The sequence below is a fragment of the Vibrio sp. OY15 genome (assembly GCF_000742455.1).
In the GTDB taxonomy this organism is placed as follows: domain Bacteria; phylum Pseudomonadota; class Gammaproteobacteria; order Enterobacterales; family Vibrionaceae; genus Vibrio; species Vibrio alginolyticus.
This window is the reverse complement of sequence record NZ_JPIL01000005.1, coordinates 1-17,107: the sequence shown is the minus strand read 5'-3', so window position 1 is coordinate 17,107 and position 17,107 is coordinate 1. Positions and strand designations below refer to the sequence as shown.

The 17,107-nt window shown below is 44.4% G+C and carries 13 protein-coding genes, 2 tRNA genes and 1 pseudogene; 5 read left to right on the top strand and 11 right to left on the bottom strand.

Translation table 11 applies throughout. From position 1 onward, the window contains the following. Positions 1–22: 22 nt before the first annotated feature. The 3 genes and pseudogenes from pstB to IJ23_RS06370 form a co-directional block, all read right to left on the bottom strand. The gene (pstB, locus tag IJ23_RS06380; protein ID WP_005381745.1) at positions 23–841 is read right to left on the bottom strand and encodes a phosphate ABC transporter ATP-binding protein PstB; all 819 of its coding nucleotides are present in this window, start codon (positions 839–841) and stop codon (positions 23–25) included. Positions 842–843: 2 nt separating this feature from the next. Beyond that, positions 844–1,812: pseudogene (gene pstA, locus IJ23_RS25800) on the bottom strand (phosphate ABC transporter permease PstA); the annotation flags it as partial. 735 nt (positions 1,813–2,547) lie between these two features. Further along, entirely contained in the window at positions 2,548–4,752 is a 2,205-nt protein-coding gene (locus IJ23_RS06370) for an ABC transporter permease subunit (RefSeq protein WP_033905790.1), read from the bottom strand. Positions 4,753–4,959: 207 nt separating this feature from the next. Here IJ23_RS06370 and ppk1 point away from each other — a divergent pair, with 207 nt between their 5' ends. Next, the gene (gene ppk1, locus IJ23_RS06365) at positions 4,960–7,050 is read left to right on the top strand and encodes a polyphosphate kinase 1 (RefSeq protein WP_005381748.1); all 2,091 of its coding nucleotides are present in this window, start codon (positions 4,960–4,962) and stop codon (positions 7,048–7,050) included. Continuing rightward, positions 7,034–8,539 (top strand): exopolyphosphatase, encoded by a 1,506-nt coding sequence (gene ppx / locus IJ23_RS06360; protein WP_033905789.1) that lies wholly within the window; start codon positions 7,034–7,036, stop codon positions 8,537–8,539. Before ppk1 ends, ppx begins: the two co-directional genes overlap by 17 nt. A gap of 34 nt (positions 8,540–8,573) precedes the next feature. Here the strand turns inward: ppx and IJ23_RS06355 are convergent, their stop codons facing one another. From IJ23_RS06355 to phoB, 3 genes are read right to left on the bottom strand one after another with little or no spacing between them, the layout of a single operon-like run. Next, on the bottom strand, positions 8,574–9,533 hold the full coding sequence (locus tag IJ23_RS06355; RefSeq protein WP_033905788.1) for a PstS family phosphate ABC transporter substrate-binding protein: 960 nt from the start codon (positions 9,531–9,533) through the stop codon (positions 8,574–8,576). Then, positions 9,533–10,831 carry a phosphate regulon sensor histidine kinase PhoR gene (gene phoR / locus IJ23_RS06350; protein WP_005383667.1) on the bottom strand — a complete coding sequence of 433 codons (1,299 nt, stop codon included), beginning with the start codon at positions 10,829–10,831 and terminating at the stop codon, positions 9,533–9,535. Before phoR ends, IJ23_RS06355 begins: the two co-directional genes overlap by 1 nt. Before the next feature lie 40 nt (positions 10,832–10,871). After that, positions 10,872–11,561: a phosphate regulon transcriptional regulator PhoB gene (phoB, locus tag IJ23_RS06345; RefSeq protein ID WP_005381752.1), complete on the bottom strand. Its 690-nt coding sequence runs from the start codon at positions 11,559–11,561 to the stop codon at positions 10,872–10,874. Between the two features lie 224 nt (positions 11,562–11,785). Between phoB and rdgC the strand changes: the two genes are divergently transcribed. From rdgC to IJ23_RS06330, 3 genes are all read left to right on the top strand, one after another. Next, positions 11,786–12,700: a recombination-associated protein RdgC gene (rdgC, locus tag IJ23_RS06340; RefSeq protein ID WP_033905787.1), complete on the top strand. Its 915-nt coding sequence runs from the start codon at positions 11,786–11,788 to the stop codon at positions 12,698–12,700. A gap of 165 nt (positions 12,701–12,865) precedes the next feature. Beyond that, complete coding sequence (gene trhP, locus IJ23_RS06335; protein ID WP_005381754.1) at positions 12,866–14,266, top strand: prephenate-dependent tRNA uridine(34) hydroxylase TrhP; 1,401 nt, start codon at positions 12,866–12,868, stop codon at positions 14,264–14,266. Between the two features lie 2 nt (positions 14,267–14,268). Continuing rightward, positions 14,269–14,523 (top strand): YfhL family 4Fe-4S dicluster ferredoxin, encoded by a 255-nt coding sequence (locus tag IJ23_RS06330; RefSeq protein ID WP_005381763.1) that lies wholly within the window; start codon positions 14,269–14,271, stop codon positions 14,521–14,523. A 42-nt stretch (positions 14,524–14,565) separates the two neighbouring features. Here IJ23_RS06330 and IJ23_RS06325 read toward each other — a convergent pair whose 3' ends face one another. The 5 genes from IJ23_RS06325 to IJ23_RS06305 form a co-directional block, all read right to left on the bottom strand. Then, positions 14,566–14,874 carry a hypothetical protein gene (locus tag IJ23_RS06325; protein WP_005381765.1) on the bottom strand — a complete coding sequence of 103 codons (309 nt, stop codon included), beginning with the start codon at positions 14,872–14,874 and terminating at the stop codon, positions 14,566–14,568. A gap of 323 nt (positions 14,875–15,197) precedes the next feature. Continuing rightward, positions 15,198–16,034: a penicillin-insensitive murein endopeptidase gene (mepA, locus tag IJ23_RS06320; RefSeq protein ID WP_033905786.1), complete on the bottom strand. Its 837-nt coding sequence runs from the start codon at positions 16,032–16,034 to the stop codon at positions 15,198–15,200. 12 nt (positions 16,035–16,046) lie between these two features. Continuing rightward, positions 16,047–16,379, bottom strand: a complete 333-nt coding sequence (locus IJ23_RS06315; RefSeq protein WP_005381768.1) for a DUF1904 domain-containing protein — start codon at positions 16,377–16,379, stop codon at positions 16,047–16,049. Between the two features lie 496 nt (positions 16,380–16,875). Continuing rightward, positions 16,876–16,952 (bottom strand) — tRNA-Trp (locus IJ23_RS06310). 35 nt (positions 16,953–16,987) lie between these two features. After that, positions 16,988–17,064: transfer RNA gene (locus IJ23_RS06305), tRNA-Asp, on the bottom strand. Positions 17,065–17,107: the final 43 nt, after the last annotated feature.

Here is a 17,107-nt window from a genome sequence, read left to right as displayed (position 1 = left end):
TTATTCCGTATAGAGTCGCGACTTAACCGTAGCGACCCGTAATGTAATCTTCGGTCTGCTTCTTCATTGGCGAGGTGAAGATCGAGTCCGCGTCAGAGTATTCAATTAACTTACCCATATGAATGAATGCAGTATGATCACTCACTCGCGCCGCTTGTTGCATGTTATGGGTAACGATAACGACAGTATATTGAGTCTTCAGCTCATTGATAAGCTCTTCAATAGTTAAAGTTGAGATTGGATCCAACGCTGATGTTGGCTCGTCCAATAACAGGACTTCCGGCTCAATCGCCACCGCGCGCGCAATGACCAAGCGCTGTTGCTGCCCCCCAGATAAGCCAAATGCGTTCTCATGCAAGCGGTCTTTTACCTCATCCCACAACGCCGCCGAGCGCAAGGATCGCTCCACTGCGTCATCTAAACTGCGGCTGTTTTTTACACCTTGTAAGCGTAAGCCATAAACTACGTTTTCATAAATAGACTTAGGAAATGGATTGGGTCTTTGAAACACCATCCCCACTCGGCGTCGAAGTGTCGCAACATCGACATTAGGATGATAAACATTCTTTCCATGGAGACGCACTTTGCCTGTGACTCGACATCCTTCCACTAAGTCGTTCATGCGATTGATGCAACGTAATAACGTCGACTTTCCACACCCTGAAGGACCGATAAAAGCGGTGACTCGCCCTTTGGGAATTCGCATCGAAATATCATGCAGCGCCTGAGTTTGACCATAGAACAGATTAAGGTTCTCGATTGAGATGGCTGTTTGTTCATCCGTTAAATTATGAACGTCCAATGGTGGCTCATAACCTAATGTACTATCAAAATTAAACATACTTAATCTTGTCCTAACGTTCTGTATTTTTCTCGTAAATTATTGCGAATACTGATTGCTGTTAAGTTTAGCCCGACAATCACTGTCACGAGTAAGAAAGAGGTGGCATAAACTAATGGTCGCGCCGCTTCGATGTTGGAGGTTTGAAAGCCAACATCGTAAATGTGAAAACCTAAATGCATGAACTTTCTATCCAAATGCACATAAGGGAATTGTCCGTCAACCGGTAAACTGGATGCCAATTTCACGACCCCCACCAGCATCAGTGGCGCTACTTCGCCAGCTGCACGCGCAATCGCAAGGATCAAACCTGTGATAATAGCTGGCGTCGCCATAGGCAAAACCACGCGCCATAGCGTTTCGAACTGAGTTGCACCAAGTGCCAGAGAGCCATGTCGTACTGAACTCGGAATACGAGTTAAACCTTCTTCCGTCGTCACAATCACAACTGGAAGCGTCAGCACGGCAAGAGTTAGTGCAGACCATAACAAACCCGGCGTACCAAAGGTTGGTGCCGGTAGCTTCTCCGCATAGAATACGTTGTCGATAGAGGCACCAATCGTATAAACGAAGAAGCCTAAACCAAACACGCCATAAACAATCGATGGAACACCCGCTAGGTTTATAACCGCAATACGAATAACTCTGGTTAGAGCGTTATTCTTAGCGTATTCATGTAGATAGATAGCGGCGATCACCCCGAGTGGCATCACAATGATCGACATGATGAGTACTAAGAAAACCGTACCAAATATCGCAGGGAACACGCCTCCTTCGGAGTTAGACTCTCTTGGATCTTCAGATAAAAACTTCCAAACCTGTTTTCCCCAATGCATGACTTTATCAGGCAGTGACATTTGGTTTGGATACCAGTAGTCCAAAATATCTTCGAGCGGAATCGATACTTGTGACCCCGTCATATCCTCGGCAATCAAGGCATAGTCAGAGAGCTGAAGTCGTAAACCATCAAGTTGCAAATCTAACGTCGCAAGCGCTTTTTCTATCTGCTCTTTTTTCGTCTGATTTTCCTTTAAGAAGCTTTCTGTCAGCGTGTCATTCAATTCATGCTTGCGCTTTTCTAATCGCAACTGCTCTAGCTTCCAACCAAGCTCTTTAAGCTGATCGACCACCAAAGAATCAATCTCATGGCGCAGAGTTTCTGCATCATCAAGCTTTTTATTTAGTATCGATTGAATATCACTGGTGTATATATTATCGCCATCTTGAAACGCCACCAGCTTACCAAAGAAATAACCACCGCTACTGCGCTCTATCACCGCCCACTCTTTTGGCGTCGTGGGCTCATCCAACTGCATTTGCAATACGGAGATAAAATCGGCGGGATACAACTCTCGGTTAGCGATTTTGATACTGAGTCGAGTGGCAAAATCTTCATCGTCTTCTAACTGTTGTGCTGCGCTTTCAGGCAAATAACTCTTCGGTACAAAGCTGCGCTCATACACTTGACCAATCAGAATAGTATTTTCATGTAGCACTTCGCCTTGTACAGGAGTCAACGACGTTACGTTCCATTGATACAATGGCGCAGGCCAGAAATAGGTTAATCCTTTCCAACCAATGAGGAGCAATAACCCTAACACCGACAACAGACTGATGCTGACCGCACCGCCTGTTAGCCATATCCACGGTGCGCCAGAACGAATCCAATTTAACATTCTGTAACTCGCTCTTTTTCCTGATCTAAACTACAACGCACGGTATTTATCTCTCAATCTTTGACGTACCAACTCTGCCAGCGCGTTCACCGCAAAGGTGAAGACAAACAAAATCAACGCAGCGAGGAACAACAAACGATAATGCGAACTGCCAACCTCTGACTCTGGCAATTCCACCGCAATGGTTGCCGATAAGCTGCGCAATCCTTCCAAAATATTCCAATCCATTAATGGCGTATTGCCCGTTGCCATTAACACAATCATGGTTTCGCCAACAGCGCGTCCCAGGCCCATCATAATGGCAGAAAAAATACCTGGACTTGCAGTAAGCAAGACAACATAGATTAAAGTTTGCCAAGGCGTGGCCCCTAATGCCAAAGAGCCATCCGATAAATGCTTCGGTACAGAGAAAATGGCATCTTCGGCAATGGTAAAAATCGTCGGGATAACAGCAAACCCCATCGCTAACCCCACCACCAATGCATTGCGTTGATCGTAACCAATACCATGCTCGGTTAAGAATAAGCGCATATCGCCACCAAAGAACGTCTGCTCAATCGTAGGCGAAATCCACACTCCAAGCACAATCAGTACCAATATGACAGGCATGAGCACTAAAGCATGCCAACCATTGGGCAGACGATTCCGCAAAGGTTGCGGTATTAATGCCCATAGCCCGCCCATAATCATGGTGCTCAAGGGCAAAACAAACAGCATAACGACGATCGTAATCAGGTGATCTTCGACAATAGGCGCGAACCACAATCCCGCGAGGAAACCTATGATCACCGTCGGCAGTGCTTCCATTAGCTCAATCGACGGTTTTACTACACGACGCATGCGTGGCGACATAAAGTAAGCCGTATAAATAGCACCTAGCACTGCGAGCGGTACTGAAAACAGCATCGCAAACATCGCCGCTTTTATCGTTCCAAACGCAATAGGTACTAGGCTGAACTTAGCCTCAAAGTTATCGCTCGCCGAAGTCGATTGCCACACAAATTCAGGCTCAGGATACCCTTCGTACCACACTTCTTGCCATAATGAAGACAATGAAATTTCCGGATAGGCATTGTCCACTTCCGCAACATTTAACGCATTATTTTGCCAAGTGATTAAGTAGCGTTCATTGTTAGACATTGCTGCGATTGCGGGCGCTTGATTGTACGCACGCTTAAACAACACCAGTTTTTCACTGGTTGTATAATGGCTTTGCAACGTGCCGTTGGTGTAAAAGCTATAAAATCCTTTTCGATGAGAATCCGGCAACAAATACTTAAGCTCTGATGCCAATTTAAAATCACGAATATGCGTTAACGTGCGTTTTTCTTCTTGCAGCGTATCAAACCATTGCGACACCCGACCATCGTTGTGCGTCACCAAAAGCGAGTAAGCACCAGCCAATAAGTCTATCGTACGAACGGAATGCTTCTTATCACCTTGAGTGAGATCGACCACCTCTCGTACAGCAAATTTACGTGCGGTTTTCTTTAACACTATCAACTCAGAGCCATCGCGCAAATAAAGCGTTTCACCGTCAGGTGTCAACAACATTTGCTGAGGCGTATTAAAGCCTGAAGAGAACGTAAAATCGATCGTTGTAGGAGACGTACCCAAAGACGAAGCCACTTGCCAGCGAGCTTTCACTTCACCGCTTTGCGTCTGCCAAACAACCGTTGGTAAGGGCGTCGAAGCTGCAAATACAAACTGAGTCACAGGTTCTTGAGGCATACTCAGCGTCAGATCCATGCTGGTGTCTAGCTCAATCACTTCCGGAGGACGTGTATTTTCTCTCAATGTGGCATTAAATTCTGGCTTGAAAAGGTTCGCTTTACCCTGCCCATCAACAAATCCATACCAACCTAGCCCAGGAGCAGATTGAGAGAAAGCGACGGGTTTCTGGACGATTTGCTGTGTATACACCGCAGGTTTCGTAGGATCGTCCATCGACAAATATTGAATCTCACCACTTTGGGTTAGAACGAACGCGAGCTGAGCGTAATCATCCACTGAAATCGCAAGTGGTGTTTCAATATGAGTAGCTCGAATGGCTTGGTTGGTTTTGATCTCCGCATCAGAAAAAAGCGGAATGATCACCATAGCGAGGTAGACAAAGATCAAAATAAGCGCCGCGAGTACGCCGACACCACCGGATGTCACTGCAAGTCGAACTAAACGATCTTTTATCAGTCGTTTCTTATCTTTTTCCTGCAATGAAAACTCGGCTTGTGCCATTTAAATCTCTACCTTTTTTGACTTAGTACTAGAATATGTCGTTAAGATGACAATTATATTACAGATCACATTAAACACCTGAAAAGAATACAACTCTTATGCAATGCGTGGTATGAAATAAATCTGTAATGAAAATCTCATAATGTTCTCACTCATCCATTTTTCCAAGATGAGTACGTATTACTTCACTTTTGGCTAGGTAAGGTTATGAGCGCAGAAAAACTATATATAGAAAAAGAACTGAGTTGGTTGTCTTTCAACGAACGAGTATTACAAGAAGCTGCCGATAAAACCGTCCCTTTGATCGAACGTATTCGCTTTCTTGGGATCTTTTCCAACAATTTAGATGAATTTTACAAAGTACGCTTTGCGGACGTGAAGCGCAGAATCCTAATCAGCCAAGAGCGCGGTGGCAGTGATAGCCCTAAACGACTGTTAACCAAAATGCAGTCGAAAGCACTAAAGCTTAACGAACAATTTGATGAGCTTTACAGCGAGTTGATTCGAGAAATGGCGCGACGTCGCATTTTCTTGGTCAACGAGCAACAACTGGATGAATCGCAACAAAAGTGGATCGCGAAATACTTCCGTAGAGAGGTAATGCCGCATATCACTCCCCTCCTAATGAAAGACGAGATCGATGTTCTGCAATTTCTCAAAGACGAGTACGCTTACATCGCCGTAGAACTGCGTAAAGAAGAACATTACCAGTACGCTCTGATCGAAATTCCGACCGATCACCTTCCCCGCTTTGTGATGGTACCAGAACAGAAAGGAAAGCGTCGAAAAACCATCATCTTACTTGATAATATAATCCGCCACTGTTTGGACGAGCTGTTCAAAGGCTTTTTTGATTATGATGAGCTTAGCGGCTATGCGATGAAAATGACACGTGACGCTGAATACGATTTACGCAATGAAATCGAGTACAGCTTGCTTGAACAAATGTCAGAGGGTGTCAATCAGCGACTGACAGCAAAGCCCGTTCGCTTCGTCTACGAACGCGATATGCCGCCTCAAATGTTAGAGTTTCTGTGTAACAAACTTAATATCTCTAACTACGATAATCTTATCCCCGGCGGACGCTATCACAACTTTAAAGACTTCATCGGGTTTCCAAATGTTGGACGAGAATATCTTGAAAATAAACCTCTCCCGCCAATGAAATGTGCCGATTTCGAAGGTTATGCCAACAGCTTTGACGCGATTAAAGCGAAAGATATTCTGCTCTATTATCCCTACCACACTTTTGATCACATTAGTGAGTTAGTGCGCCAAGCCTCCTTCGATCCCAAAGTACTTAGTATCAAGATTAACATTTATCGCGTCGCGAAAGATTCTCGCTTGATGAACTCTTTAATTGATGCAGTGCACAACGGCAAAAATGTCACTGTGGTCGTCGAACTGCAAGCTCGCTTTGATGAAGAAGCCAATATCGAATGGTCAAAAGTATTAACCGAAGCGGGTGTGCACGTCATCTTTGGTGCGCCTGGTCTTAAGATTCACTCAAAGCTACTGATGATTAGCCGCCGCGAAGGTGAAGAAATTATTCGCTACGCACACATCGGCACAGGCAACTTCCATGAGAAGACGGCACGAATTTATACCGACTTCTCCCTGCTTACGGCAGATCAAGAAATCACTAATGAAGTCCGTAATGTCTTCGGTTACATTGAGAACCCATACCGACCAGTGAAGTTCAATCACCTTATGGTATCTCCTCGTAATTCTCGAACCCAAATCTACCGCTTAATTGATAATGAAATTGCGAATGCCAAGCTAGGGAAAAAAGCCGCTCTTACGATCAAGGTCAATAACCTAGTCGATAAAGGCATCGTCAATAAGCTTTATGGAGCAAGTACTTCCGGTGTAAAAATAAACATGATCATTCGAGGCATGTGCTCATTAGTACCGGGCATTGAGGGGATCAGCGACAATATTCGCATCATCAGTATTGTTGACCGCTTTCTTGAGCACCCTCGCGTGGTGATCACCCACAATGATGGCGATCCGCAAGTTTATATCTCCTCCGCAGACTGGATGACAAGAAATATTGATCACCGTATCGAGGTAGCAGTACCAGTCCGTGATCCACGTTTGAAACAGAGAATTATTGATATAACGAATATCCATTTTACCGATACAGTAAAGGCTCGTTTAATAGATAAAGAAATGAGTAACGCTTACGTACCACGAGGTAATCGCAAAAAAGTTCGCTCTCAAATCGCTATCTATGACTATCTTAAAAATATAGAAAAGCAAACTAGAAAACAAAATTCAGATGCCTCAAATACTTGAACAAGATACTCGCTACATTGCCGCGATAGACCTCGGCTCAAACAGTTTCCATATGGTGGTGGCCAAAGTTGTCGGCAGTGACCTACAACTGGTTAGTCGTCATAAACAACGTGTTCGCTTAGCTTCAGGACTCGACAGTGAATTGAACTTAAGTCACGCCGCAATGGAGCGTGCGCTAGAATGCTTAGCCATGTTCGCTGAGAGGCTGCAAGGGCTTGATGAGTCAAATGTACGTATCGCCGCCACACACACACTAAGACGCGCTAAAAATGCCCACCTTTTCATCGAGCGTGCGAAAGAAGTGATGCCTTTCCCAATAGAAATTATCCCTGGAGAAGAAGAAGCCCGCCTGATTTACTTAGGTGTCGCGCACACTCAAGTAGAATCCAACTCCAAACTAGTCATCGATATCGGAGGCGGCAGTACCGAGATGATTATTGGACAAGAATTTGAGCCTGAGCTTCTCAACAGTAAACAGATGGGATGCGTCAGTTTTACAGAGCAATACTTTAAAAACGGAAAACTGTCAGGCAAAAACTTCAGTAAGGCGATGTTAGCGGCCGAACAAAAACTCGAGTCCATCGCCTCAACATATCGTAAAAAGGGCTGGGATATTGCTCTCGGCTCATCAGGAACCATCAAAGCGATTCAAGAAGTGCTAGTAGGATTAGGTTTTGAAGATGGCCTGATCACAGCGAGTCGACTGGATACACTTATCGAAACTCTGTGTAAATTTGATTCAATTGAAGATATTGAGCTGGCGGGTCTAACAGAAGAACGTAAACCCGTATTCGCAGCAGGCGTAGCGATTTTGTCCGCGATTTTCAAAGCGCTTCGCATTGAGCAAATGTTTTTCTCCGATGGTGCTCTACGCGAAGGCCTGTTGTACGAAATGGAAGAACGTTTTGCACGCTCCGATATTCGCATGCGCACCACAGAAAATTTAGCCAACAAGCACCGGGTCGACTTAGAGCATGCCGCTCGTGTTAAGGGGCATGCACGTGAGATGTTATGTCAGGTACGCTCTGAACTAGGCATTAAGAAAAAGAGTGAGTTATTTGACTTACTAGAGTGGGCAGCGTTGCTTCATGAAGTCGGATTAAGTATTAACTTGCGTAGTTTCCATCGCCACTCTTTTTATATTCTGTTGCACTCCACCCTACAAGGCTTCAACCGTGAGCAGCAATTAGTGCTTGCAACATTAGCTCGCTTCCAGCGTAAAGCGCTCAAATTGCAAGAACTACCAGATTTCAACCTCTATAAACAGAGTGACGTTATAAGCCTCATCAAAATATTACGACTTTCTATCGTATTAAATGGGCAGCGTAATGAAGATCCATTGCCTGATATCACCTTATCTATCAAAAATGACGAATGGATTCTCACATGCACAGATGAAGCATGGCTAGAAAACAATAAATTACTTCACGCGGATTTACAGGAAGAACAAGAACGTTGGGACAGCGCGAAGTGGACACTCACTTTCTGATCTCGTACTCTTCATACCTAAATAAAAAGTCGGCTTACAGGCCGACTTTTTTTAACTCTTCTTCTGCAAAATCTGCCGTAATGGGCACATAACCATCTTTCTCAACCAACGCTTGTCCCTGAGCAGAAAAGATAAAGCGAATAAATTCAGCTTCAATTGGTGTTAATGGGTAATCAGGGTGCTTATTCACGTAAACATATAAGTAACGTGATAGTGGGTACTTACCACTAACAATATGTTCTCGCGTTGGAGTCACGTAGTCATTTCCCATTTTAGCCACAGAGACTAAGCGCACGCCTGCCACTCGATAACCGACACCGGAATAACCAATTCCACTGATGGTTGACGCTACAGCTTGCACAACTGACGCGGAGCCTGGCTGCTCGTTAACTCGGGTCTTGAAATCGCCGCCACACAAGGCATTGCTTTTGAAGTAACCGTAAGTTCCAGAAACGGAGTTACGACCAAACAACTGGACGTTTCGCTTTGCCCACTGTGATTCAAGACCGAGTTGCTGCCAGTTTGTGACAAATTGACTTTCACCACAGCGCAGCGTGGCAGAAAACAAAGCATCTAACTGACTAAAGTTAAGCCCTTGAATTGGATTATCTTGATGAACAAAAATACCGATTGCATCGATGGCGACCCTGAGCGCAGTTGGCTTGTAGCCATGTTCACGTTCAAACGCTTCAACCTCTCTTAAACGCATAGGGCGGCTCATGGGACCAAACTGAGCTGTTTGTTCGGTCAATGCTGGAGGGGCAGTAGAAGAGCCAGATGCTTGGACTTGCGCATTAATATTCGGGTAAATGGATTTAAACTCTTCAACCCAAAGCGTTGTCATACCCGCAAGTGTATCGGAGCCAACAGAGAGCAAGTTCCCGACAATCCCCGTCGTTTTATGATAAGTCGGCAATGGTTTATCTTGAGCGGCAGCCATAAAAGAACAAACAAGCGCGAATAAACTGAATGTTTTTGCCAATCGTAAAGCCATTATTTCACCACCAAACGCTCAGGCAATACGAAAGAAAACTTACTGCCCACACCTACTTCACTGTGAATTTCTAAATGAGAGTCATGGTGACTCAGCGCGTGTTTTACAATGGCTAGCCCTAAACCACTTCCACCAGTATCACGTGATCTTGCTTTATCCACTCGATAAAAACGCTCGGTAAGTCGGTGTAGGTGCTGAGGTTCAATACCATCACCACTATCTTCCACCTCTAAGCATGCGCCTTGAGAGGTCTGGAACCAGCGAACATTAATGTTTGCACCAGGCGGCGTGTATTTGACGGCATTATAAACGAGGTTAGAGATAGCACTACGTAACTGGTCATCATCGCCCAACACGCGTAGGCTAGCATCAACATCAAATTTCAATTTATGTTGGTTGTCCCCACTAAGGCTAACCGCCTCTTTTTCTAACACTTCAAGCATCGCGGGCACATTCACGACTTCCTCAAGCTCATGCATAGGTGCCGCTTCAATTTTAGATAGTGTCAGTAGTTGGTTCACCAAACTGTTCATGCGGTTAAGCTGCTCCGTCATGACACCATGAGCTTTGCTCCACATTGGACCCACGACCATATCAGGGTCTTCAGTCATCTCCAAATAACCTTGTAGCACCGTCATTGGTGTACGCAGTTCATGAGATACGTTGGCAAAGAAGTTGCGACGCATTCCCTCAAGTTGTTTTAACTGGCTCACATCACGCACTACCATCAAGTGCTCCCCCTCGGTATACGGTACGATACGCAATTCCAGCATCCGTTCGACGTTGAGTGGTGAACGCATTTCTAATGGCTCTGAAAAGTCTTTCTTGTTGAGGTACTTGATAAAATCAGGTGTACGAATGAGATTGGAGATAGGTTGACCTGAATCTTCTGGCCAATGGAAGCCCAGTAAGTGCTGAGCCAGCTTGTTGCACCAAACAATATTGCCTTCAGCACGGAATACCACTACCGCATCGGGTAGCGATTCTGCACCATTTCGGAATCGACGAATAAGATTAGTAAGCTCTTTTCGTTTGCGGCGTTGGCGCTGTTGTAAGCGATACAACCCATTGAACAAAGATTCCCAATTACCGCTACCAGATGGTGGCGTGAGGCGTTTTTCATCCCATAACCAAGAAGATAAACGTACTTGGTTATGCAAATGCCACACAAGCTGCAATGCCGTAGCAGCCAAAAGCAACCACGGCATATAACCGAATATCCAACCTACTATCACCCATGGTGTGTAAAAAAAAGCCAGCTCCCAGGCCAGCTTTTTCCACGTTAATCTTTCAACCACTCATAACTCCAGAAATGGTACCGATAAGCTGCGTGTTAATTTATGCCTTCGTCGAGAAGCGGTATCCAGCACCACGAACAGTTTGGATCAGCTTATCATGCCCTGCAGCTTCCAATGCTTTACGCAGGCGGCGAATGTGAACATCGACTGTACGGTCTTCGACATACACGTTGGTGCCCCAAACATTGTTTAATAGCTGCTCACGGCTGTATACGCGTTCTTGATGCGTCATGAAAAAATGAAGCATCTTAAATTCTGTAGGGCCCATGTCTAATGGCGCATCATTAGCCGTAACACGGTGCGATACAGGGTCAAGCTTCAATCCCTGTACATCAATTACATCTTCTAGTGCAGTCGGAGTAACGCGACGAATGACCGCTTTTAAGCGTGCAACCAACTCTTTAGGAGAGAATGGCTTAGTAATGTAGTCATCCGCACCAACTTCTAAACCACGCACTTTATCTTCTTCTTCACCACGAGCGGTAAGCATCACAACTGGAATGTTGCGTGTTAATTCCTCTCGCTTCATATGTTTGATGAAGTTAATGCCACTACCGCCTGGTAACATCCAATCCAGTAAAACTAAATCAGGGAAGGGTTCAGCCAGTTTGGTTACTGCAGTATCGTAATCTTCCGCTTCTACCGCTTGGTAACCTTTCTGCTCAAGTACGAAGCACAGCATTTCGCGAATAGGAGCTTCGTCTTCAACAACCAGAATCCTTCTAGACATAATTGAGTAACCTTATGTTCGTTGAGCTAATGAATTTAAGAGACAAAGCGCCTCTCTTTGCATAAGCATTATCACTACCAATTATGACACTTTTGTGACCTTTGAAAACAAATTTTCATATAACTTTCTTTTGAGGTTCATTCGGATATTTTTCATTTCTATTAAGACATCAGCACAAAAATTCCCTATGATTAGTCCCTTGTCATCAAGCCTAGAGAAGATTTATGTGGTTTAAAAACTGTCTGGTATACCGCGTTAACCGCGAGGTTACTTTTAACGCCGAACAACTAGAAACTCAGCTGTCTGAATTCCGATTCACCCCGTGTGGCAGTCAAGACAAACAGAAATTTGGCTGGGTCAGTGCAATGGGTAGACATGGCGATATGATGACTCACGTGTCAGAAAACCGCATTCTGATTTGCGCCAAGAAAGAAGAGAAAATGCTACCTGCCTCTGTGATCAAAGAATCATTGAATGCAAAAGTAGAAGCAATGGAAGCGCAAGAAGGTCGTCCTCTGAAGAAGAAAGAGAAAGACAACCTGAAAGATGACATCGTAATGGATTTACTGCCGCGCGCATTCAGCCGCAGCAGCCACACTCACGTGCTTATCATGCCAAAAGAAGGTTTTATCCTTGTTGATGCAAGCAGCTACAAAAAAGCAGAAGATGTATTAGCATTGCTTCGTAAAACCATGGGTAGTTTACCTGTTATTCCTGCTATTCCAGAAGTGGCGATTGAAACTACGCTAACCGAGTGGGTGAAAAGCGGTGACACACCTCAAGGTATCAGCATGATGGACGAAGCTGAGCTAAAATCCGTACTTGAAGAAGGCGGTGTGATTCGCTGTAAGAAGCAAGAGCTCACCACTGATGAAATCCGCAACCACATCGCTGCGGATAAAGTCGTGACGAAACTTGCGCTTAATTGGCAAGATCGTATTGAGTTCATTATGACGGAAGATGCAGGCATCAAACGTCTAAAATTCTCTGATGAATTGAAAGATCAAAACGATGATATTCCACGTGAAGATCAAGCAGCTCGATTTGATGCAGACTTCTCTCTAATGTGTGGAGAGTTCAGTGCTTTCCTTCCCAACCTATACGATGCGCTAGGCGGCTTACCGAATCCTAACGCATAATATTGTATAAAGGTTAACCATAACGCCCTTACTTTTTTTGAGGGCGTTTTTCTATCTGAAGCACAATTACCCTAGTCACAGTTCACATTTTGACGTAAAATTTGCGCCCCATTTCCATTAGGTGGAATTGGCCTGACTTGTGATCAGATAAAAGAGAATTGAGCAATGACAACTGAGAAAGCATTCGTGCCTGAGCTACTATCTCCAGCGGGCAGCCTGAAAAACATGCGTTACGCATTCGCCTACGGGGCAGATGCAGTTTACGCTGGCCAACCTCGCTACAGCCTTCGCGTACGTAACAACGAGTTTAACCACGAGAACCTAAAAATCGGTATCGATGAAGCCCACGCCCTAGGCAAAAAGCTTTATGTGGTATGTAACATTCAACCACACAACTCGAAGCTAAAAACGTTCATCCGTGATCTTAAGCCAATCGTAGAGATGGGCCCTGACGCATTGATCATGTCAGATCCAGGCCTAATTATGATGGTTCGTGAAGCTTTCCCAGAAATGCCAATTCACCTTTCTGTACAAGCAAACGCTGTAAACTGGGCAACCGTTAAGTTCTGGGCAGCGAATGGCGTGGAACGTGTGATCGTTTCTCGCGAGCTGTCTCTAGAAGAAATCGAAGAAATTCGTGAGCATTGCCCTGAAACTGAGCTTGAAGTATTCGTTCACGGTGCATTATGCATGGCTTACTCAGGTCGTTGCCTACTTTCTGGCTATATCAACAAACGTGACCCTAACCAAGGCACTTGCACTAACGCATGCCGCTGGGAATACAAAGTTGAAGAGGGTAAAGAAAACGACGCTGGTGATATCGTAGAGAAATTCGACCCGACTGAAGCACAGCCTGTCGAAGTACAAGACGAGCGCCCTGAAACCACAATTGGTCGCGGCAAACCAACAGATGAAGTCGTTCTGCTTTCTGAAGCACACCGTCCAGAAGAAAAAATGGCAGCTTACGAAGACGAGCATGGTACTTACATCATGAACTCTAAAGACCTACGAGCGGTTCAGCACGTTGAACGCTTAACTAAGATGGGTGTTCACTCATTGAAAATTGAAGGTCGTACTAAATCGTTTTACTACTGCGCACGTACCGCTCAAGTTTATCGTAAAGCAATTGATGATGCTGTAGCAGGTCGACCATTCGATGAAAGCCTAATGGGTACACTAGAAAGCCTAGCTCACCGTGGCTACACTGAAGGCTTCCTACGCCGTCATACACACGATACTTACCAAAACTACGATTACGGTTACTCAGTCTCTGATGCTCAACAGTTTGTTGGTGAATTCACTGGCAAACGTCGTGGTGACATGGCTGAAGTAGAAGTAAAAAATAAGTTTCTTGTCGGTGATAGCCTTGAACTAATGACGCCAAAAGGCAATATTGTTTTCACGCTAGAGGCAATGGAAAACCGCAAGTCAGAGTCTATTGAAGACGCGAAAGGAAACGGTCACTTTGTATTCATTCCAGTACCAGCAGAGCTAGATTTAGAATATGGCCTATTAATGCGTAATCTAAACTCAGGGCAGGACACCCGTAACCCGACTGGTAAGTAACCATGGCCTTGCTCATTACTGATAAATGCATTAACTGCGACATGTGTGATCCCGAATGCCCCAATGGGGCAATCAGTATGGGAGAGAGCATTTTCGAAATTGATCCAGCGCTATGTACAGAGTGTAAGGGGCATTACGAAAAGCCGACCTGTCAGTCAGTGTGTCCAATTACAAAATGCATAATCACTGATCCGAACCATGTCGAAACTGAAGAGCAGTTGCTTGAAAAATTCGTGATTATTCAAGGGTTAGCATAAGAGCAATTAGGTTCAACTTTGGCATCAAAGTTGAACCTTTTCTCAACCTGATTTTTCAATAGGGATAATATTGCAGAACAGCTCTTTTTCAAAATGATACTCTAGTCTCTCACGCCAATTTTCCGCTTGAGAAACAGGTATTAAATAAAAGTTTTCTCGGCTCGTATCAGTAACGAAAGCCATTCCATATTGCATCAGCTCATAATGCACATCATTAACAAAACCCGGATCAAGGCGTTGACGCCCAGTCAGGTGATTCACATCCTCTCGAGTCAAAGAGACTCCTTTAGTATCACTGCTAAATCTGTGTCTTAACCACTCTGCAAATTCTTTTGCACAAATCATAGTCATGGTTTTGTCCTTGATTTACTCTTCTAACAGGAAAAGGGCATATCCCTGCCTTACACACTTGTCTGCGTTGTTATCGCTTTTTAGCCAACTGACAGACATATTGCTAAGAAACCAGAGTATCGCGACGAAAGATCTTTTTCTAAACAGAGAAGTTACAACTTCCCCATACTACAACTCTTTGTTTAATTTAGATTTCTATAATATGTCCCCAAAACTAATTGGGTTAGTTTTTGTATTGGTACTATTCAATGTAGACAAAAGTATGATGTTTCTCCAGTTTCATAAAAGAGATCACCAAGTACAGATAAACCTGAAGAGTAACACTAATTAGGATTGATAAGCGGCAAGCATTGAGGTGGAACGACTTTTTTTCGTTTGGGCTTAGAGGTTGTTTTTACCCGTGGAGGGATATCAATAGGTTTCGCTTTCGGGGCCCAACTTGCAAGCTCAGCACCGCAGCCATCGCCTACTGGAGGTGGTGATTGATCAACACAATAGTCGCTCGAATCAGGACAAGACAACCTGACGTGAAAGTGGTAATGATGCCCCCACCATGGACGCACTTTACGTAACCAAGAACGATCTTTGCCGTTTTCTTGCAAGCAAAGTTGCTCCTTAATAACAGGATGTACAAAAATTCGTGCAACATCCTTACTTTTTGAAGCGTACCGAATTAGTTTAAAGTGTCGTTCTTCCCAGCGATGATTAAGTATGGAATAACCTTTTAAATCCACCACACTCATGGGCTTAGGAAGTTGTAATTCGTTATAAGAAAGCGGTTGGTCAGCAAGTCTTAACCAAATATCGATATCTAACCCGGTTTGATGACTAGAATGACCAGAGGAGAACCTTCCACCTCTAGGTAAAGACAAATCACCAATCAGCAGAGTGGTGTTGAGATTTTGGTGAGCTTTAAGCGCCAGATTTTCAATAAACTCTATCGTTTTAGGGTGCCCATAGTAGCGCTTCGTTTTACTACGTAAGACTTGATAACCAACGCCATCGAGAGGCAAGGGTAATGCACCATCTAAACAACCGTTAGCATAACTACCAATAGAGGAGGAAGAGTTTCGGGTAGGATTAACCGCAGACTCCCAAGGAGTAGAACATACTGAAGCTGAGAAACATAAACCCAAAGTTACAATGAAACTCAGCCTCATAGCCTTTAACCTTTAATAGTGTTCGCCATTATCGTAATAAGCTTTAGGAGATAAGGCGGAAAAGATAACTGCAACATCAATATCGGCACCAGCGATACCGCGCACTTGTTGCGTAATAAGCTTGGCAACTTCATCTTGCACTTCCTGACCACGGTCGAACCAAAGCACTTCGACAAAAGGATATGCAGCACTCACCTCACCCTCATTGAAAAACGTAGTGTAGATATACTCAAAAGTAAAATCCTCACGCGGACAGTCCATTAGAGGCTGAAGTTCATCCGTAAGGGGTTTTGATAATGCCTGAACAGCTTGTGGCTCTACAGCACGGAATCGAAAATGTGGCATAAACTTACTTCCTAATTATTAGCATTAATGCATGATGATAACAGGAACCAAGTCAGTAATCATCCAAGTCAATGTAACCACTAACCTTTCAATAAATTGTGAATCAGATGTGCTCGATAACGAAGAAAAAGTGTTATGAAATTCGAAGGTAAACCAGAAAGAACAAAGCGATACATCAACATTTAGTAATTACATTACTAGAAAATAAATCTACCTGAAGCAAAGGTATGCCATATTCGCTGGATAAACATACACCTGACATCGGAACTATACGTTAGGAATAAAAGACATATTCGTTAGAAATAAAAGAGCCCCTGACCTAAGCCAGAGCTTATGAACATGGGGGATAGGTGAAGTGGACCAATATCCCGGAGATATGAGCTTTCAATCCCCCGATACTTTGGTATCAGAGGAGTCGACAACTCTTCCAACTAGTCAGCTTCTCTTTTCTTCAGATGCCAAAAAGCCCCAGCATTACTGCTGAGGCTTCAGAGTATGGCAGGGGTGGAGAGATTCGAACTCCCAACACGCGGATTTGGAATCCGCTGCTCTGCCAATTGGAGCTACACCCCTGTAATTCGTGTTTATTGAGACGACCCTCAAATAAGTGGCGGAGTGGACGGGACTCGAACCCGCGACCCCCGGCGTGACAGGCCGGTATTCTAACCAACTGAACTACCACTCCGCAGTGGTATCACTCGCTTTGATAAGCAAGTGTCCGCTTTTGT